Source organism: Streptomyces sp. TLI_105, from assembly GCF_900105415.1.
Classification (GTDB): Bacteria; Actinomycetota; Actinomycetes; order Streptomycetales; family Streptomycetaceae; genus Streptomyces.
The window spans coordinates 4887213-4911638 of record NZ_FNSM01000001.1 but is presented as its reverse complement, the minus strand read 5'-3'; the positions used below and the strand labels follow the sequence as shown (position 1 = coordinate 4911638).

Sequence of the window (24426 nt, the reverse complement as noted above, 5' to 3'; positions counted from 1 at the left end):
GCTCACTCCCCCACCGGGACCACGGGCACGGCACGCGCGAAGCCGCCGTCCACCATCAGGTTCGCCACCGTCTCCAGCTCCGGCGGATTGCCCGCCAGACGCCCGAGGAACGCGTCGAAGTCCGCACCGCAGGGCAGCAGCAGCCGCTCCACCCGCTCGTTCACCGTCCAGCCGGCCGCCACCTCGCCGGAGTCCCGCGCGTCGTCGTACGCGCAGAACCACACCGAACCGACCGCCGCACCCCGCACCTTCAACGCGACCAGACCGCCCTGGACGAAAGCGACGCCCAGATAGTCCTTCGTCAGATGGTCACGGAGGCACTTGTTGACGTAGACGAGGTCATTGACCCCCGCCTCCTCCCGCACCGTGAAGAACGGCTGGTCCACCAGGACACCCAGCTCCGCGTCGAGCGCCGCCCCCACCGGAGCACACCCGCCCGCCGCCTTCAGGAACGAGCGGTACGCCCCCGGCAGCCGATAGCCGAGATCCTCCTCGACGCCCTGGAGCTGCTGCTCCGACACCGACACCCGGCCCTTCGGCAGCCCGAAGTGCGCCGGCCGGGTCTCCTGCAGCGGACGCGTCCCCCGCTTCGACTGGTCCACGGCGGCCGTCGCCACCCCGCCGTGATGGCGAAGCAGCGCCTTCACCTCGACCGGCACCAGCTCCATCCGCCGCGAACGCGCCACGTGATGCCACGTCCAGCCGTGCGGGGTCGCCACCGACGGAATCGTGTCCCACAGCTCATGACCGGTCGCCGCCAGCGCCGCGTTCGCCGACACGTAGTCCGTCAGACGCAGCTCGTCGACACCGAAACCCTCCGGCGGATCGGCGATCTCCGCCGCCGCGCGCGCGTACGGCGAGAAGTCCGGGTAGCCGTGCTCGTCCACCCGTACCCCTCTGGGGTGACGGGACGCACGGACCGGATCCGGGAAATGCACGACCTGCCCGGCGTAGGCCGCGTTCGGTGGCGCGGTGTCCTGCCCGAGCCGACCTGTCGTCATGGCGGTTGCCCCCTGCATGGCGTCGCTGACTGCTTGCTACCGACAGTCGACGGCTGCGGCCGACTGATGCCGCACAGCCTATGCGCTGCCACAAGAGACCGAACCGGACCCGATCCCTCCGCGACCGAGCGTGACCAACTGTCACGACGCCATGACAGACGCACCATGATTCCGACACACCGAAGACGCGTTTCGCCGCCCCAGCTTCCCCATATGGCTCCCTATTTGGCAGGCTGTCCACGCAACTCGGGGGATTGCAGGAGGGGAAGACCAGCACCATGTACGCAACAACAACGCCCACACAGGGTGACCCACGCCTCAACTGGAGCAGCAGCGCCGAGGCCACGCGCGCACCCTTACTGCGTCACCGCCGCGACGGAATCCTCCCCACCGTGGGAGCCGCCCTCTCCGTCCGCGGCGAAACCCTCACGTGCACCGCGGGCCGCGGCGACCGGCCCCCCGTCCTGCACGCCCTCGTCCAGGACTTCCTGGACACCCTCACCAGCAGCCAGCGGGAACGCTTCACCGGCCGCTGCCCCGAGGCGATCCTGCTCTCCCGGCACCTCACCGCCACCGAGAACAGCCGCTCCAAGCGCGCCCAGCGCAAGCCGCTCACCCACAGCGAGGCCCGCCGCTCCCTCAAACAGGCCAAACTCACCGCCCGGCGCATCCGCGAGGACGGCGACCCGCTCCACGGCAGCTACGCCGCACCCTGCCGCTCCTGTACGGCGATGCTCGCCCACTTCGGCGTCCGCGCCGTCGACCCCACCACGCCCGTCGAGAACGGCTGACCGCACCCCATGTCCGACCACCTCAGCACCACCCGCTTCCCGGTCAACGTCGACGCCGCCCTCCGCGAGGCCGGCTGGCAACCCGGCCGCTGGGACATCAAGCTCGCCGAAGAATGGGCCGACACCCTGCGCGCCCACATCTCCCCCGCCGGCCACCGGCACAGCGTCTTCCCCGCCGCCGTCGAGGCCTGGGCCGAATTCGGCGGCCTGCGGATCACCGCACCCGGCCACGGCCGGCAGATAGCACCCGCCGCCGTCCGCTTCGACCCCCTCGCCGGACTCCACCTCTCCCGCACCCTCGCCGACCTCGGCCGCGCCCTCGACACCGAGCTCGCCCCCCTCGGCGAAGAAGGCGAACACCAGGCCGTCCTCGCCATGGACGTCGAAGGCCGCGTCTACAGCCTCGACCACGCGGGCGACTGGTACCTCGGCAAGGACATCGACGCGGCCCTGTCGACCCTGATCACGGGGGCCCAGCCGACCCGCCTGACGACGGGCTGAACGGGACCACCGGCCCGACGAGGCCCCGTCGGTGGATACGGCCGGCCCGGCGAGGCCCCCGTCGGTAGTACGGCCGCCCCGGCGAGGCCCCCCTCGGCACGGCCGCCCCGGCCAGGCCCCCGTCGGCAGAGCCGCCGCCCCGGCTAGGCCCCCGTCGGCAGGACGGCCGACACCTTGAAACCGCCCGCGTCCGTCGGGCCCGACACGAACACGCCCCCCAGCCGCACCACCCGCTCGCGCATCCCCACCAGCCCGTTCCCACCGCTCGGCAACCCCACATCGGCCACCGCCGCGTCCGAAGGACCGTTTTCCACCTGCATCGCGACCTCCGCGCCCCGATGCGCCAGACGCACCACGACCTTCGCACCCGCCGCATGCTTGTGGACGTTCGTCAACGCCTCCTGCACCACCCGGTACGCCGTCCGCTCCACCTCCGGGGCATACGGACGCGCCTCCCCCAGCACCACCAGCTCCACGGCCGCCCCCGCAAGCCGCGACTGCTCGCACAACGCCTCAAGGGCATCCAGACACGGCCCGTCCCCCTCATCGGCGGCGGCCTCCGCGGCGGCGGCAGCCGCCCGCCCCACGGCCGCCAACGGCACCGCGACGGGAGCGGCCGGAACCGCCCCCTCCCGCAGCACCCCCAACATCTCCCGCAACTCCGTCAACGCCTGCCGACCCATGTCCCCCACCAGCGCCGCGTTCCTCACCGCCTTCTGCGGATCCTTCAACGCCACCGCCTGCAACGCCGCCGCGTGCACCACCATCAACGACACCCGGTGCGCCACCACGTCGTGCATCTCCCGCGCGATCCGCGTCCGCTCCTCCTGCCGCGCCCACTGCGCCCGCTGCTCAGCCCGGTCGGCCAGCAACGACAGCTCCTGCTCCAGACTGTCGGCCCGCTCCCGCAGACTCTCCATCAGCCGGCGGCGCGCCCCTATGTAGAGACCGAAGAGAACGGGCGGAGCATTGAGCCCGAGCGTCATGAAGAGCGAGACGCTCGGCACGTACCAGCCGCTGGGATCGATGTCCTGGGCGACGTCCTGCCGCATCCGCACCACGGTCACGACGAACACGGCGAGCGTCGACATCCCCGCGAGCACGGCCGTGATCCGCCGGGGCACCTCGGAGGCGGCGAGCGTGTACAGCCCGACGATCCCCATCAGGAAGCCCATCTCGGCGGGCGCGACGGCGATCGACACGAGCACGACGGCGATGGGCCAGCGGCGCCGGACGAGCAGCACGGACCCCACGAGCAGCCCGAACACCACCCCCAGCGGCACCGGAAGCGAAGCCTTGTCGGCGAACCCGACGCCCTCGACGGCACACTCCAGCGCGGACACGAGCGCGAGCGCCCCGTCGAGCACGGCGCTCCGCCGTCTCCCCCACCACCAAGTCCCGACGCCCGCGGCGTCCCGGTCTGCCCCCGTTGTGGTCATACCCGACACCCTACGGGTGGGCCCCCTCGTCAACCCCGCACACACCAGTCCCTCGAACTGTTGAATCGCCCAGATTTTCGATCCGGACGTCCGCATTCCGGACGATGGTGTTCGCATGACAGCCGAGATGAGCCGGTACGCCGACTTCGAGGGCCTGCGGAACCAGGCCGTCGCCCTCCGCCGCGAGGGCCTCAGCCTCCGCCAGATCCGCGACCACCTGAAGATCTACAACAACGACCTCCTCCACCGCCTGGTGAAGGGCGAGCCACCCCCGGAGTGGACGAAGCGCCCGAATGCGAAGGACGACCTCCGCGACCGCGCCCGCGAGCTGCGCCTCCAGGGCATGACCTACGACCAGATCCAGGTCGAGCTGGGTTGTTCAAAGAGCTCGATCTCGCTGTGGGTGAGGGACCTGCCGAAGCCGGAGTCTCGCTATACCGACGAGGAGCGTCGAGCCCGGATGAACGCCGGCGAGGCCTATCGCGGATGCCTGATCATCTACGTCACAAGGAGCGCCGATCTGTATCGTCGCGTCGAAGGCGCCTGGTACGGCATAGTAGGGGCGGCTACCGCGACCGATCACGAGAATCGGACATAGCGGTAATCCCGGGTCGTCTAAGGGCAAGACGGGAGATTTTGGTTCTCCATATGGGGGTTCGAGTCCTCCCCCGGGAGCTCGCAAGTTCGGGTCCTACCCTCACGGGTCAGGACCCGCACTCATGTCCGCCGCCCAGCCCCCCGGTATCCTTCGTGCGTCCACCACCCAAAGCCGAAGGGCATTCCCGTGAGCGCCAACCGCCCGGCAGCCGTCGTCGTCCTCGCAGCGGGTGAGGGCACCCGCATGAAGTCGAAGACCCCCAAGGTCCTGCACGAGATCGCCGGGCGCTCGCTCGTCGGGCACGTCGTGTCCGCCGCCCGGGAGCTGGAGCCCGAGCACCTCGTCGTGGTCGTCGGGCACGCCCGTGAGCAGGTGAGGGGGCACCTGGAGGAGCACTACGCCGGGACCCGGACCGCCGTTCAGGAGGAGCAGAACGGGACCGGGCACGCCGTGCGGATGGCTCTGGAGGAGCTGGGGAAGGCGCCCGACGGGACCGTGGTCGTCGTGTGCGGCGACACTCCGCTGCTGTCCGGGGAGACGCTCCGGGCGCTGGCCGAGACGCACGCCGCCGACGGCAACGCGGTGACGGTGCTGTCCGCCGAGGTGCCGGACTCCACCGGGTACGGGCGGATCGTCAGGGACGACTCCGGCGCCGTGACCGAGATCGTCGAGCACAAGGACGCCTCCGCCGCGCAGCTCGCCATCCGGGAGATCAACTCGGGTGTGTTCGCGTTCGACGGGAAGCTGCTGGCCGAGGCGCTGGGTCAGGTGCGGACGGACAACAGTCAGGGTGAGGAGTACCTCACCGATGTGCTGTCGATCCTGCGTGAGGCCGGTCACCGGGTGGGTGCGTCGGTCGCGGGTGACCACCGGGAGATCCTGGGGATCAACAACCGTGTGCAGCTGGCGGAGGCCCGTGCCCTGCTGAACCAGCGGCTGCTCGAGCGGGCGATGATGGCCGGCGTCACGGTCCAGGACCCCGCCTCCGTGTTCGTGGACGTGACGGTGACCTTCGAGGCCGATGCCGTGATCCTTCCCGGTACGCAGCTGCTCGGCGCGACGCACATCGCCGAGGACGCCGTGGTCGGGCCGAACACGCGGCTGACGGACGTCACCGTGGGCAAGGGTGCCCGGGTGGACAACACGGTCGCCTTCTCCGCCTCCGTCGGCGAGGGTGCCTCGGTGGGCCCGTTCGCGTACCTCCGCCCGGGGACGAACCTGGGGAAGAAGTCCAAGGCGGGTACGTACGTCGAGATGAAGAACGCGACGATCGGTGAGGGGACGAAGGTTCCGCACCTGTCGTACGTGGGTGACGCGACGATCGGTGAGTACTCGAACATCGGTGCCGCGAGTGTGTTCGTGAACTATGACGGTGAGGCGAAGCACCACACCACGATCGGCTCTCACTGCCGTACGGGTTCGGACAACATGTTTGTGGCTCCCATCACCATCGGGGACGGGGCTTACACCGCCGCGGGGTCCGTGATCACGAAGGACGTGCCGGCCGGTTCGCTCGCCGTGGCCCGGGGCCAGCAGCGGAATATCGAGGGTTGGGTGGCTCGGAAGCGGCCCGGCAGTGCTGCCGCGCAGGCCGCTCAGGCCGCCGCTGAGGAGTCCACCGACGAAAGCTGACCGGAAACAGGTACGTCGAACTCGGCGTACCGTGATACGTGCACACAAATTCGGCTGGCACGCACATGCGCTCGACAGGCGCGGGGTCGCGGCCAGAGAACACGTCTGAGGAGACAGTGCTGTGACCGGGATCAAGACGACCGGCGAGAAGAAGCTGATGCTCTTCTCCGGCCGCGCCCACCCCGAGCTGGCCGAGGAGGTCGCGCACCAGCTGGGCGTCGGTCTCGTTCCGACCAAGGCGTTCGACTTCGCCAACGGTGAGATCTACGTCCGCTTCCAGGAGTCGGCGCGTGGCGCGGACTGCTTCCTGATCCAGAGCCACACGGCTCCGATCAACAAGTGGATCATGGAGCAGCTGATCATGATCGACGCTCTGAAGCGGGCTTCCGCTCGGAGCATCACCGTGATCATCCCGTCGTACGGCTATGCCCGTCAGGACAAGAAGCACCGTGGTCGTGAGCCGATCTCGGCGCGTCTGGTGGCGGATCTACTGAAGACGGCGGGTGCGGACCGCATTCTGACCGTGGACCTGCATACGGACCAGATCCAGGGCTTCTTCGACGGTCCGGTGGACCACCTGTCGGCGCTTCCGGTGCTGGCGGACTACGTGGGTGCGAAGGTCGACCGCGAGAAGCTGACGATCGTCTCTCCGGACGCGGGTCGTGTGCGGGTGGCCGACCGCTGGTGTGACCGTCTGGACGCTCCGCTTGCGATCGTGCACAAGCGTCGCGACAAGGACGTCGCCAACCAGGTGACCGTGCACGAGGTCGTCGGTGACGTGAAGGGCCGTGTCTGTGTCCTGGTGGACGACATGGTCGACACGGGTGGCACGATCTGTGCCGCGGCGGACGCGCTGTTCGCGCACGGTGCGGAGGACGTGATCGTGACGGCCACGCACGGCATCCTGTCGGGTCCGGCGGCGGACCGGCTGAAGAACTCCAAGGTCAGCGAGTTCGTGTTCACGGACACGCTGCCGGTGCCGGGTGCGCTGGAGCTGGACAAGATCACGGTGCTGTCGATCGCGCCGACGATCGCGCGTGCGGTGCGTGAGGTGTTCGAGGACGGTTCGGTGACGAGCCTCTTCGAGGAGCACTGAGCCCCACAGGCAGTTGCGGAGGGCCGCTTCCCCGTTCGGGGGAGCGGCCCTCCGCCGTGTTTCGGTGATCGAATTGGGTGGTAGGGCGGGCGGCCGGTAGACTGCCGTAGTTGCTCGGCGAGGGAGGTCGTACCCGTAGAGGGTCACGGCGGTCCGTTATCGACGCGCTCTTCGTAGCAGGCCATCGCCAGTCGTGGCCGGGTGACCACCTTTTTCGTCACCTTTCTACGAGGAGTGCACCATGTCCGAGATCAAGCTCGCCGCTTCCGTCCGTACCGAGTTCGGCAAGGGTGCCGCCCGCGCGATCCGCCGTAACGGCCAGGTTCCCGCCGTCGTCTACGGCCACGGCTCGGAGTCGGCCCACGTGACCCTCCCGGCCCACGACCTGGCCCTGGCCCTGCGCACGCCGAACGTCCTGCTGGCCCTGGAGGTCGACGGCAAGACCGAGCTGGCGATCCCGAAGGCCGTCCAGCGTGACGCCATCAAGGGCTTCCTGATCCACGTCGACCTGCTCCTCGTCAAGCGCGGCGAGAAGGTCACCGTCGAGATCCCGGTCCAGACCGAGGGTGAGCTCGCCGCCGGTGGCAACCTGCTGGAGCACGTGCTCGGCACCCTGTCGATCGAGGCCGAGGCCACCCACCTCCCCGAGGCCGTCACGGTCTCCGTGGAGGGCCTGGAGGCCGGTGCCTCCATCCTCGCGAAGGACATCACCCTGCCGAAGGGCTCGACCCTGGTGACCGACGCCGACGCCGTCGTCATCCAGGTCCTGGCCGCGCAGGCCGAGGAGCCGGCCGCCGAGACCGAGGCCGCCGAGGGCGCCGAGGCCTGAGCCGTAGGCTCTGTCTGACGTGACGGGGTGACGGGCCGTACGGGCCCGTCACCCCGTTTCTCTTGTACGGATACGAGGAGACCTGACGCACATGACGGACGATGCCAACGCCCCCTGGCTGATCGTCGGCCTCGGCAACCCGGGGCCCGAGTACGCGGCCAACCGCCACAACATCGGTTTCATGGTGGTGGACCTGCTCGCGGAGCGGATCCGCGGCTCGTTCAAGCGGGCGCAGAAGGCCCAGGCGCAGGTCGTCGAGGGCCGGATGGGGCCTCCGGGGCCTGAGAACCGGCGGGTGATCCTCGCGAAGCCGATGTCGTACATGAACCTCTCGGGCGGTCCGGTGACGGCGCTGCGCGACTTCTACAAGGTGCCGACGGCGCACGTGGTGGCGATCCACGACGAGCTGGACATCGACTACGGGGTGCTGCGGCTGAAGCTGGGCGGCGGGGACAACGGGCACAACGGTCTGAAGTCGATGACGAAGGCGATGGGCGCGGACTATCACCGGGTGCGGTGCGGGATCGGGCGTCCGCCGGGCCGGATGCAGGTCGCGGACTTCGTCCTGAAGGACTTCTCGTCGGCGGAGCGCAAGGATCTGGACTGGTTCGTGGACCGGGCGGCGGATTCGGTGGAGTGCCTGGTGGCGGAGGGCCTGGAGCGGGCCCAGTCGGCGTACAACGCGTAGGGCCTGGCGCCTGGAACGTACGACTGTACGATCGCGGGTCATGACGCACGTCCGTACCGCAGCCATGGCCCTGGTCGCCCTGCTCCTCGTCGTCGCGGGTGCCTGGGCCTCGTGGAACTCCGCCCAGCACGTCCTGCTCGCGAAGGGCCGTGAGCACGGGACGTTGACGGTGACCGACTGCACCGACGAGACGTGCAGCGGCCGTTATGTGCCGGAGGATCCGTCGTCGACGCGCCGGACGTTGTCGATCGCGCGTTCGGTCGCGGCGGAGAAGGGCGTGACGATCCCGGTGGTGGTGAAGCCGGGTACGGACGAGGGCGTGCGGACGGGCTGGGGCGGGGGGCTGCACGCGTGGCTCCCGCTGGGCGGGGCGCTGTTGCTGGCGGCGCCGTTGGTGGGTGGTGGGATGCGGCTGCCGCGGACGGCGTGGTCGTTGGCGGGAGTTGGCGGTGCGGTGCTGGTGGCGGCGTTCTTCGCGCTCTGACCCGTGGGGGTCCGGTCGTGGGGGGTCAATCGTTATGGGCCGCTGGCTTAAGGGGCGTTGGGGGCGACGGATAGGCTGCCTCAGCCACCTCCCACGGCATACTCATCCCACAGATGGACGACTGCACATGCGACGCTCCTTCATCCCCGCAGCCGCTCTTGTCGCGGCCATGGCGGGCTCTCTGACTCTTGCCCCCGCCGCCTTCGCGTCGGACGGCACCCACACGTACAACCTGCACCAGAAGACGCCGATCGTCGCCTCGGAAGCGCCGCACGACGGTGACTGCCCGACGATCCCGGCCGACAAGGACGGTTGGCACTTCGTCATCCCCACGAACGACGTCAACTTCACCAAGCTGACGGTGACGTTCGAGCCGGGCGGCGAGCAGGTCCTCACGACCTTCGGTCCGCCGAACGACAAGCACGCGTACGTGGCCTCCGCGCCGGGTGCGAAGCTGGTCTCGGCCGTGGCCGAGGTCGACGGTGTGATCAAGCAGGGCTGGTTCAACCTGTCCCACACCTGCGTGGCCGAGTCCGGCACGACCACGGGCGGGACCACCACGGGTGAGACGACCAACGGCGGGACCACCACGGGTGAGACCACCAACGGCGGCACCACCACGGGTGAGACCACCAACGGCGGCACCACCACGGGTGAGACCACCAACGGCGGCACCACGACCGGTGAGGCCACCGCCACCGGCGGCACCACCACGGGTGAGACCACCAACGGCGGCACCACCACCGGTGAGACCACCGCGACCGGCGGCTCCACCACGGGTGAGACCTCCGCCAACGGCGGTTCGACGGCCGGTGGTTCGACGTCCGGTGAGGCCACGGGCGGTTCCGCCGCCGGCGGTACGGACACCAAGGGTGAGGGCAACCTCGCCGAGACCGGTTCCAGCGCCCCGGTCGGCATCCTCGCCGCCGCCGCTCTGGCCCTCGCGGCCGCCGGTGCGGTTCTGGTGACGCGTCGTCGCAAGGCCCAGCAGGGCTGACGCCGTTCATGACGGAGCCCCCGCCGGGATTTCCCGGCGGGGGCTCCGTCATGGGTGCGGAGGGGGCGTCAGCCGGTGTTGCGGAGGCCCGCCGCCACGCCGTTGACGGTGAGGAGCAGGGCCCGGGCGAGCAGCGGGTCCGGGTCCTGGCCGCGTTCGGCGTCCGCGCGCTGGCGGGCGAGGAGGGCGACCTGGAGGTAGGAGATCGGGTCCAGGTAGGCGTCGCGGATGGCGAAGGTCTGCTGGAGGACCGGGTTGGAGTCGAGGAGCCGCTCGCCGCCGGTGACCTTGAGGACCTCGGCGACGGTCAGCGCGTGCTCGGCCTCGATGGTGTCGAAGACGTGCTTGAGGTGGTCGGGGACGAGGGTGTCGACGTAGTGGCGGGCGATCCGCAGGTCGGTCTTGGCGAGCGTCATCTCCACGTTGGAGAGGAAGTTGCGGAAGAAGCCCCAGCGTTCGTGCATCTCGCCGAGGACGGCGTCGAGGCCGGCTTCGCGCAGGGCCTTGAGGCCGGAGCCGACGCCGAACCAGCCGGGGACGATCTGGCGGGACTGGGTCCAGCCGAACACCCACGGGATGGCGCGCAGGCCGTCGAGCGAGACGCCGGAGCCGGGGCGGCGGGAGGGCCGGGAGCCCAGGTGCAGGTCGGCGAGCTGGTCCACCGGCGTCGACGCGAGGAAGTACGTCGGCAGGTCGGGGTCCTCGACCAGGCGGCGGTAGGCGGCGTGGGCGGCGTCGGAGACGACGTCCATGGCCGCGTCCCAGCGGGCGAGGGCGTCGTCGGACTGGCGCGGCGCAGTGTGCAGGGCGGAGGCCTGCAGGGTGGCGGCGACGGTCAGTTCGAGGTTCTCGCGGGCGAGGGACGGGATGAGGTACTTGTCGGAGATGACCTCGCCCTGTTCGGTCACCTTGATCTCGCCCTCCAGGGTGCCCCAGGGCTGGGCGAGGATCGCGTCGTGGGAGGGGCCGCCGCCGCGGCCGACGGTGCCGCCGCGGCCGTGGAAGAGGCGGAGGCGGACGCCGTAGCGGTGGGCGACGTCGCGGAGGCGGCGCTGGGCGCGGTGGATCTCCCACTGGCTGGTGGTGATGCCGCCGAACTTGGAGGAGTCGGAGTAGCCGAGCATGACCTCCTGGACGTCGCCGCGCAGGGAGACGAGGCGGCGGTAGGAGGGGTCGGCGAGCATGTCGTCGAGGATGACGTCGGCGGCCTTGAGCTCGTCGGTGGTCTCCAGGAGCGGCACGATGCCGATCTTGGCCCAGCCGCCGTGGAGGTCGACGAGGCCGGCCTCGCGGGCGAGGACGGCGGCGGCGAAGACGTCGTCGGCGCCCTGGCACATGGAGATGATGTAGGACTCGATGACCTCCGGGCCGAAGCGCTCGAAGGCCTCCTTGATGGTGTGGAAGACGCCGAGGGTCTTCTCGCCGGCGGCGTCCAGCGGGGCCGGGGTGGGGGCGAGGGGGCGGCGGGAGCGCAGCTCCTTGGCGAGGAGCTTCTGCCGGTAGTCGCGGGGCATGTCCGCGTACCGCCAGGACTCCTCGCCGAGACGGTCGAAGAGCTGGCCGAGGGCGTGGTGGTGGGCTTCGGCGTGCTCGCGGACGTCCATGGTGGCGAGCTGGAGGCCGAAGGCGGAGAGGGTGCGGATGACCCGGTCCATGCGGCCGTCGGCGAAGAGGGCGCCGCGGTGCTCGCGCAGCGAGGTCTGGATCAGGGTGAGGTCGCGGATGAGGTCGGCGGTGCCGAGGTAGTCGCGGCCGTCCTGGTGGGGGGTGCCGTGGGCGAGGCGCTCGCGGGTGTTGACGAGCTTCTGCCGGATGCAGGTGGCCTTGAGCCGGTAGGGCTCCTCGGCGTTGAGGCGCTTGTAGCGGGGGCTGATCTCCGGGAGGAGGTCCAGGTCGCGCTGGAGGGAGTCCAGGAGTTCCTGGGTGGCTCCGGTGTAGCGGATGGAGTTGGAGAGGAGTCCGCGGAGGAAGTCGATGAGTTCGAGGGCGTCGGTGATGCCGTGCTCGTGCTGGAGGATCAGGACGTCCCAGGTCACCTGGGGGGTGACGTTGGGGTTGCCGTCGCGGTCGCCGCCGATCCAGGTGCCGAAGGTGAGGGGGCGGGTGCCGGAGGGCAGTTCGATGCCGACGCGCTCCAGCTCGGCGGCGAGGTCCTCCAGGACGTCGCCGACGGCGTCGGCGTGCAGCTCGTCGAGGTAGTAGATGGCGTTGCGGGCCTCGTCGGCGGGCTCGGGGCGGACGACCCGAAGCTCGTCGGTCTGCCAGATGAGGTCGATGTTCTCGGCGAGGCGGAGGTCGGTGCGGCGCCGGTCGGCCTGGGCGACGGGGGTCTCCAGGAGGGCGGCGATGCGGCGGAGCTTGTTGAGGACGGAGCGGCGGGCGGCTTCGGTGGGGTGCGCGGTGAAGACGGGCCGGACGTTGAGGTTCTTGACCGTTTCGCGGACGTGCTCGGGGTCGCCGTCCTTGAGCATGTCGACGGTGCGGGCGAGGAGGCCGCCCTCGGCGGCGCGCTTCTCGCGCAGCTCGCGGCCGCGGTGGACCTGCTCGGTGACGTTCGCGAGGTGGAAGTAGGTGGAGAAGGCGCGCACGAGCTTGGCGGCCGTCTCGAGTTCGACGCCCCGGAGCAGCTCGGCGGCGGCCTCGCCGTCCTCGCGGGTGAGGCGGCGGACCTTCTCGACGAGGTCGAGGAGTTCGTGGCCCTCTTGGCGTACGAGGGTCTCGCCGAGGAGGTCGCCCAGTCGGCGGATGTCGGCGCGCAGCTCGGTGCTGGCGGTGGGGGTCTGGTCGGCACTGCTCACAGGTGCGGCTCCTTGCAGTGTTTGGGCACGTCTGGAGGGGTTCTGGAGGCTTGCGGACCGCGCTGTCCGACGTCCCCAGGATAGGTGTCCACATGGTGGGCGGCGGGCAGGGGCCTCTTGTGCCCTCTTGCCGCGCGTCATGGCGCTGCCATACTTACGACGCCGTAGGTTACGGATGCGTAGCCACGGATCCGTCCTTCGACGCGTTTCCCCCTTCCCCTCACCCCCAGGGACACCCATGACCATGAGCCCCGAGATGACGTCGGCGTCCGCGGCGCCGGACGCCGAGGCGCTGCCCTCCGCCACGCTGGGCGGGGACAGCAAGCGTTCGATCGAGCAGATCACCCTGTTGCTGTTCATCACGGTGCCGTTCCTGGCGCTGTTGGCCGCGGTGCCGCTGGCCTGGGGTTGGGGGGTGAGCTGGTTGGATCTGGGGCTGATGGTGGCGATGTACTACATCGGCTGCCACGGGATCACGATCGGTTTCCACCGGTACTTCACGCACGGTTCCTTCAAGGCGAAGCGGCCGCTGCGGATCGCGCTTGCGATCATGGGTTCGCTGGCCGTGGAGGGCCCGCTGGTGCGTTGGGTGGCGGACCACCGCAAGCACCACAAGTTCTCGGACGCGGAGGGTGACCCGCATTCGCCGTGGCGGTTCGGCGAGACGGTCCCGGCGCTGATGAAGGGCCTGTGGTGGGCGCACATCGGCTGGATGTTCGACGAGGAGCAGACGCCGCAGCACAAGTACGCGCCCGATCTGATCAAGGATCCGGCGATCCGGGCGATCTCGCGCCAGTTCGTGCTGTGGACGGTCGTGTCGCTGGCGATCCCGCCGCTGGTGGGCGGTCTGGTGACGATGTCGTGGTGGGGCGCGTTCACGGCGTTCTTCTGGGGTTCGCTGGTGCGGGTGGCGCTGCTGCACCACGTGACGTGGTCGATCAACTCGATCTGTCACGCGGTGGGCAAGCGGCCGTTCAAGTCGCGTGACCGCTCGGGCAACGTGTGGTGGCTGGCGGTGCTGTCCTGTGGCGAGTCCTGGCACAACCTGCACCACGCGGACCCGACGTCGGCCCGGCACGGGGTGCTGCGCGGGCAGGTCGACTCCAGTGCGCGGCTGATCCGCTGGTTCGAGCAGCTGGGCTGGGCGACCGATGTGCGCTGGCCGGCGAAGTCCCGCATCGAAGCCCGCCGCCAGAGCGCGTCCGCAGACGCGGCATGATGGAAGACGTGGCGATCGAGGGCAGGACCGGCGGTACTACGGGCGGCAGCGGCGGAGAGAAGCCCCGGCGTGGGCGCCGGGTGCGGATGACGGGCGCGGAGCGCCGGGAGCAGTTGCTCGACATCGGTCGCACGCTCTTCGCGGCGAAGGGCTTCGAGGGCACGTCGGTGGAGGAGATCGCGGCGAAGGCCGGGGTCTCCAAGCCGGTGGTGTACGAGCACTTCGGGGGGAAGGAGGGGCTGTACGCGGTCGTGGTGGACCGGGAGATGCGGCAGCTCCTGGACGGGGTGACGGGGGCGCTGACGGCGGGGCATCCGCGGGAGCTCCTGGAGCAGGCGGCGTTCGCGCTGCTGGACTACATCGAGAACTACACGGACGGTTTCCGGATCCTCGTACGGGATTCGCCGGTGGCGCAGTCGACGGGGACGTTCGCGTCGCTGATCAGTGACATCGCCACGCAGGTGGAGGACATCCTGGGTCTGGAGTTCAAGGCGCGGGGTTTTGATCCGAAGCTGGCGCCGCTGTACGCGCAGGCGCTGGTGGGCAGTGTGGCGCTGACGGGGCAGTGGTGGCTGGATGTGCGCAAGCCGAAGAAGGCGGAGGTCGCGGCGCATCTGGTGAACCTGGCGTGGCACGGGCTCGACGGTCTGGAGCAGAAGCCGCGGTTGATAGGGCACCGCAAGAGCTGAGCGGTGGCTCCGGAGAGGTTCCGGAGAGTAAAGCTCTGGCATGGATTTTCCCCGCAGGTAGACTCGCGTTCAACATCCGGGGGGTTCCGCCGTTCGGGCGAGGTCGTCTCCGCGCGTGTCTTCGCGCGCCCTGACGCCGTCCGACGCCTGCGCGGGCCCCTGCCCGGGTTTCCTGTGCACTCGATTCCCTGGGGGGGATCTTCTTGTTCTCTTCGCGTTTCACCCGTGGGCGCCGCCTGGCGGCGTGCACGGCTCTCGCCGTCTCCGCGGGCATGCTGCTCGCGACTCCCGCGTCGGCCGGTTCCCCGGCTCCGCGTCCGGGGGTCGAGACGGACCGTCCGGCGGCCTCGCAGCCGCTGATGCCGAGCACTCCGGCCGCCGCCGGGGCCGACGCCCGCGTGGCGGGGGCCGAGGGCGACGCCCCGGCGGGCGCCGGGCCCCGTTCGGACGTCGACGGCGACGGCAAGAGCGACCTGCTCGTGCGGAAGGCCGACGGCTCGTTGGCGTTCGTCACGCAGACCGGGACGTTCGACTTCGCCCGTCCCACCGGGTCCGGCGAGTTCGTCAAGGAGATGGTCCCGCTCGGCGACCTGGACCTGAACGGCGGCCGGCCGGAGATCCTGACGGTGTCGGTGCTGGGGTCCGTGGACCTGTTCGGGGACGCCTCCACGACCGGCTTCTCGCAGCGCCGCTGGTCCAGCGGCGGCTTCAGCATCTACAACAAGGTGTTCTCGCCGGGCGACGTGAACGGTGACCAGCGCGCGGACCTGATGGCCCGCACCCCCGCCGGTGACCTGTTCATCTTCCTGGCCACCGGCGACCCGATGTACCCGTTCATGGGCCGGGTCCAGGTCGGCGTCGGCTGGCAGGTCTACGACCAGATCGTCGGCGTCGGCGACAACGACGGCGACGGCAAGGGCGATGTGATCGCCCGTATGCCCGACGGTGCGCTGGAATTCTACGGGAGCACCGGCGACCCGCTGAAGCCGTTCAAGGCGCCCGTCCACATGGGTGCCATGTGGAACATCTACAACCAGATCCTGCCGGTGGACGACCAGGACGGCGACGGCGACACCGAGGTCTGGGCCCGCTGGAAGAACGGCACCCTGCGGGCGTACGGCGGCGACGGCGCCGGCAGCTACGACACGCTCGAGACGATCAGCGCCCCCGGCGCCTGGTCGGGCGTGTCCCAGTTCGCGGGCGCCGGCAACATCCCGGCGACCGGCAAGGAGGAGCTGCTCGCTCGCGACAAGGCGGGCACCCTCTACTGGTACTACGCGCTGAACAACGGCAAGCTCAGCGCGCGCCAGCGGGTCAGCGACGTGGGCGAGTGGGCGGGGGCGAACCTCACCAACGCCTCCTCGTTCGACCCGAACGGCGAGTCCGACGTCCTGGAGGTCTGGAACGGCCACCTGTACGTCGAGCGCAAGGACTTCGGCGGCGGCTGGGGCATCTACGACCTGCTGGTCGGCCCCGGTGACCTGAACGGCGACGGCTCGGGCGACCTGCTCGCGCGGGACCGCTCGGGCAACCTGTACCTGTACCAGACGGACCGCCGGGGCACGAAGCTGTACAACCGCGTCCACGTGAGCCGCGGCTGGGACACGTACAACTGGATCTACGGCGCCGGCGACTACACCGACGACGGCCTGACGGACATCCTGGCGCGGACGAAGACCGGCACGCTGTACCTGTTCCCGGGCACCGGGAAGCCGACCGTGCCGTTCAAGGCCCGGATCAAGCTGGGCGAGGGCTTCAACGCCTACACCAAGCTGGTCGGCACGGGTGACCTGACGGGTGACGGCAAGGGCGACTTCGTCGCGGCCACGGCCGCCGGCGACCTGTACCGCTTCGACGGCGGCGCGGCGAAGAACTTCTTCGCCCCGCGCGTCAAGATCGGTTACGGCTACCAGACCTACAACGGCCTGTACTAGTCGTATCGCGCACCACGGCGACGCCCCGCACCGGAACCCCGGTGCGGGGCGTCGGTGCGAGGGAACGGCGTCACTTCGGGACGGTATGCTCCCGAGCATCCGGAGGGGATCGCCCTCCTCACGCGCCTTCCGCCGTGGGGTGGTGTCGCGGTCCCCGGTTCCCGGTCCGATGACACCTGATCCCTGGGGGGGATCTCTTGCGTTCTGTGCGCTGCACACGTGCCCGCCTCGCGGCCTGCACCGCTCTCGTACTCTCCGCGGGCGTACTGCTCGCGAGCCCGGCCTCGGCCGGTCAGCCCGCGCCGCGCCCGGTCGCCGAGAAGCAGGCGACCGGCTTCACCCCGCCGTCCCCGACGCGTCCGGGGAGCGGCGCGCTCCGTCAGGGCGCCACGGCGGCCTCCGGCGTCGGCGCCTCCCCGCAGCTGTCGGACTTCGACGGCGACGGCAGCGGCGACTTCATCTTCCGCGAGTGGAACGGCAAGGTCCGCACGTCCACGACCTCCGGCCAGGGCGGCGAGTTCACGTCCATCACGACGCCTCCGAAGGACATCATCCCGATCGGCAACCAGGACGGGAACGCCAGCGGCCCCGAGTTCCTGACGCTGTCCCCGCAGGGCACTCTCCGGCTGTACGCGGACGCCACGCCGACCAGCGCGACGTACGTCTGGCAGAGCAACGGCTGGAGCATCTACAACAAGGTCCTCGCGCCCGGCGACGTGAACGACGACGGCCGGGCGGACGTGGTCGCCCGCGACGGCAACGGCGACCTGTACCTGTTCTACGGCACCGGAATCCGCACCGCGCCGTTCGCGTCGCGCGTGAAGATCGGCCACGGCTTCAACATCTACGACCAGCTGCTCGGCATCGGCGACAACAACGGCGACGGCTGGGCGGACATGCTCGGCCGCGACACGGCCGGGTACCTGTGGTTCTACGCCGGTACGGGCGACAAGGCCAATCCGTTCGCCGTCCGCAAGTCCCTCGGCCCCGGCTGGGGCGTCTACAACCAGATCATGCCGACCGGCGACGACAACGGCGACGGCAACGGGGAGCTGATCGCCCGCGATCTGCAGGGCACGCTCTGGTACTACACCGGCAAGGGCGACGGCACCCTCGCGGCCCGTCAGCAGATCAGTGACACGGGCGGCTGGGCCGGCGTCCCGCAGTTCGGCGGGGCGGGCAACAACCCGGTCTCCGGCGAGAAGGAGGGCGTCTTCGCGCGCACCACGGGCGGCACGATGTACTGGTACGGCGCCACGACCGGCGGCGGCCTGAGCGGCCGCAGCCAGTACGGCCAGACCGGCGGCTGGAGCGGTGCCAACTTCACGCACCTGTCCTCGATGAACCAGGACGGTTCGTCGGACATGGCGGAGATCTCCCAGGGCCGCCTCTACATCGACAACGTCAACATCGGCGGCGGCTGGGGCGTCTACAACACGATCGTCGGCCCCGGCGACCTGTCCGGCGACGGCAAGGGCGACCTGCTGGCCCGCGACGCCTACGGCGTCCTCTACCTGTACAAGGGCAACGGCGCCGGCACCGCCCTCGCCACCCGCATCAGGATCAGCGGCGGCTGGAGCGCGTACGACAAGCTCGTCGGCGCGGGCGACTTCACCGGTGACGGCCGCGCGGACCTCCTGGCCCGCACCCCGGGCGGCGTCCTCTACCTGTACGCCGGCACCGGCATCGCGACCACGCCGCTCAAGTCCCGCGTGCAGATCGGCACCGGTTTCAACACGTACTCGAAGATCGTCGCCCCCGGTGACCTCAACGCCGACGGCAAGGCCGACCTGCTCGGCATCACCTCGGGCGGCGACCTCTACCGCTTCCTGAACACCGCCCCGGGCAAGTTCGCCCCGCGCGCCAAGATCGGCTACGGCTACGGCGCCTACAACAGCGTGTCCTGACGACCGGCGGCACGCGGGCGCCCCGCACCGGAGTTCCGGTGCGGGGCGCCCGTGTCTCCACCCCCCTTCAGGGTTTCCTGCGGGCGACGGCGAAGATCCGGCGGAAGGGGAAGACCGTGCCGTGCGGGCCGGGCGGGTAGGCCTCGCGCAGCAGCAGCCGGTACTGGGCGAGGAAGGCGTCGATCGCCTCCTGGTCGTCGTCCAGGGTGGTGAGGACGGGCCGCAGCGCGGTGCCCTTGACCCAGTCCAGGACGGGGTCCTCCCCCTGGAGCAGCTGGCAGTACGTGGTCTCCCAGACGTCCGTCTCGCAGCCGAGGTCGGTGAGGCGGGTGAGGTAGTCGGCGGTGTCGAGGATGTGGACGTAGCGGCGGCCCTGGTCGCCGAGGCGGGAGCGCCACTCGGGGGTCTCGCAGAGCTCGCCGAGCAGGGCGTGGCTGGGGGAGGTGAAGTTGCCGGGGACCTGGAAGGCCAGGGTGCCGCCGGGGCGGAGGCCGTCGATCCAGGCGGCGAAGGACTCGGGGTGGTTGGGGACCCACTGGAGGGCGGCGTTGGAGACGATCAGGTCGTAGGGCTCGTCGGGGGTCCAGTGGGCGGCGTCGGCGGGCCGGAAGTCGAGCCAGCCGCCGCCCCGGGTGGTGCCCGCCCAGTCCTTCTCGGCCCGCTCCAGCATCTCGGGCGAGAGGTCGAACCCGGTGATGTGGGCGTCGGTCCACCGGTCGGCGAGGAGGACCGTCACGTTGCCGGGTCCGCAGCCGAGGTCGGCGATGCGGGCGGGTCGCCGCTGGGCCGGCAGCTGCGGTATTCGGGCGAGGAGATCGAGGAACGGGCGGGTGCGGTGGCCGGAGTGTCGGAGGTACTGCTGTGGATCCCAGGTCGGTGCGGCGGTGTCCACGGAATGCATGTTCGAAGCCCCCTTGCTGGCACGAGTTGCCGAAGCGGAACGGAGTTCCGGCGGGGTCCCTTCCCCATAGTCCAGGAAAATATATCTTGATACCAAGATACTCGACATCGAGAAACTCGAACACAAGAGACTTTATGTCAACAGACCCTCTACACTGATCGTCATGGAGGACGAGGTCGACCGACTGGTCGCAGCATGGCGCCGCGAGCGCCCCGACCTCGACGTGGAACCACTCGAGGTGCTCAGCCGCGTCTCGCGGCTCGCCCGCCACCTCGACCGCGCCCGTCGGCTCGCCTTCTCCGAGCACCAGCTGGAGCCCTGGGAGTTCGACGTCCTCACCTCCCTGCGCCGCGCCGGAGCTCCCTACCAGCTCTCCCCCGGCCAGCTCCTCACCCAGACCCTGGTCACCTCGGGCACCATGACCAACCGCATCGACCGGCTCACCAAGAAGGGCCTCGTCGAGCGGCTCCCCGACCCCAGCGACCGGCGCGGGGTCCTGGTCCGGCTCACCCCCGAGGGCCGCGACCGCGCCGACGAGGCGCTCGCCGGACTCCTCGCCCAGGAGCGCGCCATCCTGGCCCAGCTCTCCCGCGCCCAGCGCGGCGAACTGGCCGCACTGCTACGCCGGCTGACCGCCCCGTTCGACAACATCCCCGGGTAGGACCGGCTCCGCGGGGCCCACGCCCGCCCGGCGGGCCAGCGCCACCGCCGCGAGCGTCGAGTGCACGCCCAGCTTCCCCAGCACGTTCTGCATGTGCGTCCGGACGGTGTGCGGGGAGAGGAAGAGGCGCTCGGCGACCGCCTTGCGGCCCAGGCCCGCGACCATGCAGCGCAGCACCTCCCGCTCGCGCGGGGTCAGCGACTCCACCAGCCGCTCGCTGTCCGTCCGGTGCCTGCGCGCCTCCGTCAGCTCCCGCAGGACACCCGTGAGCAGCGCGGGCGGCAGATGCGTCTCGTCCCGCAGCACGCCCCGGACCACCGCGAGCAGCCGCTGCAGCGAGCAGTCCTTCGCGACCCAGCCGGAGGCCCCGGCCTGGAGCGCGAGCGCGGCCCGGCGCGGGTCGTCCTTCTCCGCGAGGACGACCGTGCGGAGCGCGGGCTGTGCCCGTCGCACGCCCGTGACCAGCGAGATCCCGTCCACGGCGCCCTCCGCGTCGTCGGGCACCGGGCGGGCCACGGCCGCTCCGGCGGGGCCCGCACCCAGCTCGGCGTCGACGAGCAGCACGTCGAACCGGCGGCCCTCCGCCGCGCCGCGCTCCAGGCAGCGCAGGGCCGCCGGGCCGCTGCCGGCGGCGGCGACGTCGACATCGGGCTCCGCCGCGAGGGCGGCGGCCAGTGATTCGGCGAAGATGCGGTGGTCGTCCACCACCAGGACGCGGATGCGTGCCACGGACACTCCCATAGTGTCGAGGAACGGACCGACGCGGGTACGGCGCCGGAGGCGGGTCCGTCAAGGACACGGCCGCCGCCGTGCGTTGACTGCTACCCCAGCTCCTGGCGCCGTACCCGACGGGTCTCGCCCCCTGAACAGCACCGGCCCCCACCGGCGCTGCCCCTCAGAGTAGGGGCGGGGCGCCGTGATGGGGGCCGATTCGCGGAACTGTCCGAAGTCGTGTGATCGCGAGCGGTGGTTCGGGGGAGGCGCTCAGAGGCGGCGCGCGCCCGCCGAGGGGACGGCCGGGAAGATCCCCGGCGCCGCGTACCCCGCCCCGGCGAAGGCCTTCCCGACGGCGGCGGACACCTCCTCCGACCGGCCGGCCTCCACGAGGACGACGGCGGAGCCGCCGAAGCCGCCGCCGGTCATCCGGGCACCGAGCGCCCCGGCCGCGTTCGCCGCCTCGACGACGAGGTCCAGCTCCGGGCAGGAGACCCGCAGATCGTCCCGGAGGGAGGCGTGGCCCTCGGTGAGGACCGCGCCGACCGCGCGGGGGGCGCCGGCGTCGAGCAGCGCGATGGTCCGCTCCACGCGGGCGTTGTCGGAGACGACGTGCCGCACGTACCGCCGGATCGTCTCGTCGGCCAGCCGTGCGAGCGCTGCGGGCAGATGCGCGGCGCTCACTTCGCGCAGGGTGCGCACGCCGAGCGCCCGCGCACCCGCTTCGCACCCGGCGCGCCGCTCGGCGTACGCGCCGTCTCCGAGCGCGTGCTTCACGCGGGTGTCGACGACGAGCAGCCGGAGCCCCTCCCGCGCCAGGTCGAAGGGGACCTGACGGTACGAGAGGTCCCGGGTGTCCAGATGGAGGGCGTGCCCCTCCTCGGCGCAGGCGGAGGCCATCTGGTCCATGACCCCGCAGGGCACGCCGACGAAGGCGTTCTCGGCGCGCTGGGCGAGCCGGGCGAGCTCGGGGCGGGAGAGCCCGAGCCCGAACAGGTCGTTCAGGGCGAGCGCGGTGACGACCTCCAGGGCCGCCGAGGAGGACAGCCCGGCGCCGGTCGGCACGGTCGAGGTGAGGTGGACGTCGGCCCCGGCGACCGGGTGCCCGGCCTCCCGCAGCGCCCAGACCACACCGGCCGGGTAGGCCGCCCAGCCGCCGCCGGAGAGCGGCTCCAGGGCCTCCACGTCCAGCTGGACGATCCCGCCGTCGATGTCGGCGGAGTGCAGGCGCAGGACGCCGTCGTCGCGGCGGGAGACGGCGGCGACGGTGGTGTGCGGGAGCGCGAGCGGCAGCACGAAGCCGTCGTTGAAGTCGGTGTACTCCCCGATGAGGTTGACCCGCCCCGGGGCGGCCCAGAGGCCGTCGGGCGCGGCGCCGTACAGGGCCTCGAAGTCGGCGGCGAGGCTCACGCGCCCTCCTCCTCGCGGAGGCGGGCGAAGGCCCAGGCGTCGGCGACGACGTCCGCGAGGTCCGGGCGGGACGGCGTCCAGCCGAGCCGCTCGCGGGCGGCCTCGGCGGAGGCGACCAGGACGGCGGGGTCGCCGGGGCGGCGCGGGGCGGTGATCTCCGGGATCGGGTGGCCGGTGACCTTGCGGACGGTCTCGACGACCTCGCGGACGGAGAAGCCGTTGCCGTTGCCCAGGTTGCAGATCAGGTGCTCGCCGGCCGGGACGGTGTCCGCCGTCATGGCGTCGAGGGCGAGGAGGTGGGCCTCGGCGAGGTCGGCGACGTGGATGTAGTCGCGGACGCAGGTGCCGTCCGGGGTCGGGTAGTCCTCGCCGTACACGGAGATCGCCTCGCGCCGGCCGAGGGCGACCTGGAGGACGAGCGGGATCAGGTGGGACTCGGGCTCGTGGCGCTCGCCGAGCGCGCCGTGCGCCCCGGCGACGTTGAAGTACCGCAGCGAGACGGCGGCCAGGCCGTGGGCGGCGCACTCCCCGCCGATCATGTGGTCGACGGCCAGCTTGCTCGCCCCGTACGGGCTGGTGGGCGCGGTGGGCGCGGTCTCGGTGATCGGCACGGTCTCCGGCTCGCCGTAGGCGGCGGCGGTGGAGGAGAAGACCAGCTTGCGGACGCCGGCCGACCGCATGGCGGCGAGCAGGACCATGGTGCCGCCGACGTTGTTCTCCCAGTACTTCTCGGGCCTGACGACGGACTCGCCGACCTGGGAGAACGCGGCGAAGTGCAGGACGCCGTCGTAGGAGCCGTCGAGCCACCTCGCGGCGTCCTGGACGCGGCCCTCGATGAACTCGGCGCCCGCCGGGACGGCTTCGGCGAAGCCGGTGGAGAGGTCGTCGAGGACGGCGACCCGGTGGCCCCGCTCCAGGAGGTGGGCGGCGACCACGCTGCCCACGTACCCGGCACCTCCGGTCACCAGGTACTTCTTCGCTGCCGTGGTCACTTGCTCGCCACCTCTCGGAGTCGTCGGGCCGCGTCCTCCGGCCTCACGTCGTTCATGAACGCGCCCATGCCGGACTCGGTGCCCGCCAGGAACTTCAGCTTGCCGGAGGCCCGTCGAACGGTGAAAAGCTCCAGGTGCAGTCCGAAGTCCTCCCGCCGCTCGTCCGTGAAGGGCGCCTGGTGCCAGGCGGCGATGTAGGGCGTCGGCGGCTCGTCCGGGCCGAAGATCCGGTCGAAGCGCCTCAAGAGTTCCAGGTAGACCTGTGCGAACTCTGTGCGGGCCCCCTCGTCGAGGGCGAGCAGGTCGGGCACCCGGCGCCTGGGGTGGAGGTGGACCTCGTACGGCCAGTGGGCGGCGTACGGCACGAAGGCGATCCAGTGCTCGGTCTCCAGGACCACCCGCTCGCCGTCGGCCCGCTCCCGGGCGACGAGGTCGTCGAAGAGGTTCCGGCCGGTCGCCGCGCGGTGCTCGTCCACGCGGCGGCGCATGGCGGCCGTCCGGGGCGTGACGTACGGGAAGGCGTAGATCTGGCCGTGCGCGTGGGGCAGGGTGACGCCGATCTCCTGGCCCCGGTTCTCGAAGCAGTAGACCTGCTCGACGCCGGGCAGGGCGGAGAGTTCGGCGGTGCGGTCGGTCCAGGCGTCGAGGACGAGCCGGGCCCGCTCCTCGGTGAGGTCGGCGAAGGAGTCCGTGTGGTCGTCGGTGAAGCAGACGACCTCGCAGCGGCCGACGCCGCCGGAGAGGGAGGGGAAGCGGTTCTCGAAGACCGCCACCTCGTAGCTCTCCTCGGGGATCTCGCTCTCGCGGCCGTCCTTGGCGGGGCAGAGCGGGCAGGCGTCGGCCGGCGGCTGGTAGGTGCGGGCCTGCCGGTGCGAGGCGATGGCGACGGGGTCGCCGGTCAGCTCGTCGTGGCGGATCTCGGAGCGGGAGACGACGGGGGTGAGGGGGCGGGGGTCGACGGCGGTGCGGACGGTGTCGTCGCGCGTGTCGTAGTAGATCAGCTCACGCCCGTCGGCGAGCGTGGTGACGGTCTTCTTCACGGGGGTGCCCTCCGACGGGATCAAACATAACCACGCACAAAGAATCACATTCAAACATCTCCGTCAATGGCGAAGCGGACCCCGCGCACCGGGGCCCGCCGATGT

21 protein-coding genes, 1 tRNA gene and 1 pseudogene are annotated in these 24426 nt (G+C 71.0%); 15 read left to right on the top strand and 8 right to left on the bottom strand.

What is annotated here, in order from left to right; all coding sequences use genetic code 11:
- Positions 1 to 2: 2 nt before the first annotated feature.
- Positions 3 to 1001: an SMI1/KNR4 family protein gene (locus tag BLW86_RS22530; protein ID WP_093875711.1), complete on the bottom strand. Its 999-nt coding sequence runs from the start codon at positions 999 to 1001 to the stop codon at positions 3 to 5.
- 278 nt (positions 1002 to 1279) lie between these two features.
- On the opposite strand from BLW86_RS22530, the gene BLW86_RS22525 reads away from it, so the two are divergent.
- Positions 1280 to 1792, top strand: coding sequence for a YwqJ-related putative deaminase (locus tag BLW86_RS22525; protein WP_093875710.1), 513 nt, complete (start codon positions 1280 to 1282; stop codon positions 1790 to 1792).
- 9 nt (positions 1793 to 1801) lie between these two features.
- Positions 1802 to 2293, top strand: a complete 492-nt coding sequence (locus BLW86_RS22520) for an SUKH-3 domain-containing protein (protein WP_093875709.1) — start codon at positions 1802 to 1804, stop codon at positions 2291 to 2293.
- A gap of 143 nt (positions 2294 to 2436) precedes the next feature.
- Here BLW86_RS22520 and BLW86_RS22515 read toward each other — a convergent pair whose 3' ends face one another.
- On the bottom strand, positions 2437 to 3732 hold the full coding sequence (locus tag BLW86_RS22515) for a sensor histidine kinase (RefSeq protein WP_093875708.1): 1296 nt from the start codon (positions 3730 to 3732) through the stop codon (positions 2437 to 2439).
- A 115-nt stretch (positions 3733 to 3847) separates the two neighbouring features.
- On the opposite strand from BLW86_RS22515, the gene BLW86_RS22510 reads away from it, so the two are divergent.
- The 8 genes from BLW86_RS22510 to BLW86_RS22475 all read left to right on the top strand — a co-directional run bounded on the left by BLW86_RS22510 (position 3848) and on the right by BLW86_RS22475 (position 10056).
- A complete protein-coding gene (locus BLW86_RS22510) occupies positions 3848 to 4330 on the top strand; it encodes a hypothetical protein (protein WP_093875707.1) in 483 nt (160 codons plus the stop codon).
- 6 nt (positions 4331 to 4336) lie between these two features.
- Positions 4337 to 4407: transfer RNA gene (locus BLW86_RS22505), tRNA-Gln, on the top strand.
- Between the two features lie 109 nt (positions 4408 to 4516).
- A complete protein-coding gene (gene glmU, locus BLW86_RS22500; RefSeq protein ID WP_093875706.1) occupies positions 4517 to 5962 on the top strand; it encodes a bifunctional UDP-N-acetylglucosamine diphosphorylase/glucosamine-1-phosphate N-acetyltransferase GlmU in 1446 nt (481 codons plus the stop codon).
- 121 nt (positions 5963 to 6083) lie between these two features.
- Positions 6084 to 7058 carry a ribose-phosphate diphosphokinase gene (locus BLW86_RS22495; RefSeq protein ID WP_030690291.1) on the top strand — a complete coding sequence of 325 codons (975 nt, stop codon included), beginning with the start codon at positions 6084 to 6086 and terminating at the stop codon, positions 7056 to 7058.
- Positions 7059 to 7299: 241 nt separating this feature from the next.
- Positions 7300 to 7887 (top strand): 50S ribosomal protein L25/general stress protein Ctc, encoded by a 588-nt coding sequence (locus BLW86_RS22490; RefSeq protein ID WP_093875705.1) that lies wholly within the window; start codon positions 7300 to 7302, stop codon positions 7885 to 7887.
- 91 nt (positions 7888 to 7978) lie between these two features.
- Entirely contained in the window at positions 7979 to 8575 is a 597-nt protein-coding gene (gene pth / locus BLW86_RS22485; RefSeq protein ID WP_093875704.1) for an aminoacyl-tRNA hydrolase, read from the top strand.
- A gap of 40 nt (positions 8576 to 8615) precedes the next feature.
- Positions 8616 to 9059 (top strand): hypothetical protein, encoded by a 444-nt coding sequence (locus tag BLW86_RS22480; protein WP_177181725.1) that lies wholly within the window; start codon positions 8616 to 8618, stop codon positions 9057 to 9059.
- Between the two features lie 169 nt (positions 9060 to 9228).
- The gene (locus BLW86_RS22475) at positions 9229 to 10056 is read left to right on the top strand and encodes an LPXTG cell wall anchor domain-containing protein (protein WP_256341391.1); all 828 of its coding nucleotides are present in this window, start codon (positions 9229 to 9231) and stop codon (positions 10054 to 10056) included.
- A gap of 68 nt (positions 10057 to 10124) precedes the next feature.
- Here BLW86_RS22475 and ppc read toward each other — a convergent pair whose 3' ends face one another.
- Complete coding sequence (gene ppc, locus BLW86_RS22470; protein WP_093875701.1) at positions 10125 to 12854, bottom strand: phosphoenolpyruvate carboxylase; 2730 nt, start codon at positions 12852 to 12854, stop codon at positions 10125 to 10127.
- A 238-nt stretch (positions 12855 to 13092) separates the two neighbouring features.
- Between ppc and BLW86_RS22465 the strand changes: the two genes are divergently transcribed.
- From BLW86_RS22465 to BLW86_RS22450, 4 genes and pseudogenes are all read left to right on the top strand, one after another.
- Positions 13093 to 14073: an acyl-CoA desaturase gene (locus BLW86_RS22465; RefSeq protein WP_177181724.1), complete on the top strand. Its 981-nt coding sequence runs from the start codon at positions 13093 to 13095 to the stop codon at positions 14071 to 14073.
- Positions 14073 to 14762, top strand: a complete 690-nt coding sequence (locus BLW86_RS22460) for a TetR/AcrR family transcriptional regulator (RefSeq protein WP_256341700.1) — start codon at positions 14073 to 14075, stop codon at positions 14760 to 14762. The genes BLW86_RS22465 and BLW86_RS22460 overlap by 1 nt, the downstream gene beginning before the upstream one ends.
- Before the next feature lie 203 nt (positions 14763 to 14965).
- Positions 14966 to 16696 carry an FG-GAP repeat domain-containing protein gene (locus BLW86_RS22455; protein WP_143060269.1) on the top strand — a complete coding sequence of 577 codons (1731 nt, stop codon included), beginning with the start codon at positions 14966 to 14968 and terminating at the stop codon, positions 16694 to 16696.
- A 206-nt stretch (positions 16697 to 16902) separates the two neighbouring features.
- A pseudogene (locus BLW86_RS22450) lies at positions 16903 to 18432 on the top strand (FG-GAP repeat domain-containing protein); the annotation flags it as partial.
- 238 nt (positions 18433 to 18670) lie between these two features.
- Here BLW86_RS22450 and BLW86_RS22445 read toward each other — a convergent pair.
- Positions 18671 to 19504, bottom strand: a complete 834-nt coding sequence (locus BLW86_RS22445; RefSeq protein ID WP_093875697.1) for a trans-aconitate 2-methyltransferase — start codon at positions 19502 to 19504, stop codon at positions 18671 to 18673.
- A gap of 163 nt (positions 19505 to 19667) precedes the next feature.
- Here BLW86_RS22445 and BLW86_RS22440 point away from each other — a divergent pair, with 163 nt between their 5' ends.
- On the top strand, positions 19668 to 20165 hold the full coding sequence (locus tag BLW86_RS22440; RefSeq protein ID WP_017241145.1) for a MarR family winged helix-turn-helix transcriptional regulator: 498 nt from the start codon (positions 19668 to 19670) through the stop codon (positions 20163 to 20165).
- Here BLW86_RS22440 and BLW86_RS22435 read toward each other — a convergent pair.
- The 4 genes from BLW86_RS22435 to galT form a co-directional block, all read right to left on the bottom strand.
- Positions 20124 to 20906, bottom strand: coding sequence for a response regulator transcription factor (locus tag BLW86_RS22435; RefSeq protein ID WP_093875696.1), 783 nt, complete (start codon positions 20904 to 20906; stop codon positions 20124 to 20126). The two genes, BLW86_RS22440 and BLW86_RS22435, sit on opposite strands and share 42 nt — an antisense overlap.
- A 243-nt stretch (positions 20907 to 21149) precedes the next feature.
- Positions 21150 to 22289 (bottom strand): galactokinase, encoded by a 1140-nt coding sequence (gene galK, locus BLW86_RS22430; protein WP_093875695.1) that lies wholly within the window; start codon positions 22287 to 22289, stop codon positions 21150 to 21152.
- Complete coding sequence (gene galE / locus BLW86_RS22425; RefSeq protein WP_093875694.1) at positions 22286 to 23281, bottom strand: UDP-glucose 4-epimerase GalE; 996 nt, start codon at positions 23279 to 23281, stop codon at positions 22286 to 22288. Before galE ends, galK begins: the two co-directional genes overlap by 4 nt.
- Positions 23278 to 24321 carry a galactose-1-phosphate uridylyltransferase gene (gene galT, locus BLW86_RS22420; RefSeq protein WP_093878808.1) on the bottom strand — a complete coding sequence of 348 codons (1044 nt, stop codon included), beginning with the start codon at positions 24319 to 24321 and terminating at the stop codon, positions 23278 to 23280. Before galT ends, galE begins: the two co-directional genes overlap by 4 nt.
- Positions 24322 to 24426 lie beyond the last annotated feature (105 nt).

What these genes read in the sequence shown, in the direction of transcription:
- BLW86_RS22445 (WP_093875697.1), bottom strand. Translation starts at nt 19,504, where the DNA reads ATGCATTCCGTGGACACCGCCGCACCGACCTGGGATCCACAGCAGTAC.
- BLW86_RS22440 (WP_017241145.1), top strand. Translation starts at nt 19,668, where the DNA reads ATGGAGGACGAGGTCGACCGACTGGTCGCAGCATGGCGCCGCGAGCGC.
- BLW86_RS22525 (WP_093875710.1), top strand. Translation starts at nt 1,280, where the DNA reads ATGTACGCAACAACAACGCCCACACAGGGTGACCCACGCCTCAACTGG.
- BLW86_RS22510 (WP_093875707.1), top strand. Translation starts at nt 3,848, where the DNA reads ATGACAGCCGAGATGAGCCGGTACGCCGACTTCGAGGGCCTGCGGAAC.
- BLW86_RS22530 (WP_093875711.1), bottom strand. Translation starts at nt 1,001, where the DNA reads ATGACGACAGGTCGGCTCGGGCAGGACACCGCGCCACCGAACGCGGCC.
- BLW86_RS22490 (WP_093875705.1), top strand. Translation starts at nt 7,300, where the DNA reads ATGTCCGAGATCAAGCTCGCCGCTTCCGTCCGTACCGAGTTCGGCAAG.
- BLW86_RS22515 (WP_093875708.1), bottom strand. Translation starts at nt 3,732, where the DNA reads ATGACCACAACGGGGGCAGACCGGGACGCCGCGGGCGTCGGGACTTGG.
- BLW86_RS22460 (WP_256341700.1), top strand. Translation starts at nt 14,073, where the DNA reads ATGGAAGACGTGGCGATCGAGGGCAGGACCGGCGGTACTACGGGCGGC.
- BLW86_RS22520 (WP_093875709.1), top strand. Translation starts at nt 1,802, where the DNA reads ATGTCCGACCACCTCAGCACCACCCGCTTCCCGGTCAACGTCGACGCC.
- BLW86_RS22465 (WP_177181724.1), top strand. Translation starts at nt 13,093, where the DNA reads ATGACCATGAGCCCCGAGATGACGTCGGCGTCCGCGGCGCCGGACGCC.
- BLW86_RS22435 (WP_093875696.1), bottom strand. Translation starts at nt 20,906, where the DNA reads ATGGGAGTGTCCGTGGCACGCATCCGCGTCCTGGTGGTGGACGACCAC.
- BLW86_RS22480 (WP_177181725.1), top strand. Translation starts at nt 8,616, where the DNA reads ATGACGCACGTCCGTACCGCAGCCATGGCCCTGGTCGCCCTGCTCCTC.
- pth (WP_093875704.1), top strand. Translation starts at nt 7,979, where the DNA reads ATGACGGACGATGCCAACGCCCCCTGGCTGATCGTCGGCCTCGGCAAC.
- BLW86_RS22475 (WP_256341391.1), top strand. Translation starts at nt 9,229, where the DNA reads ATGGCGGGCTCTCTGACTCTTGCCCCCGCCGCCTTCGCGTCGGACGGC.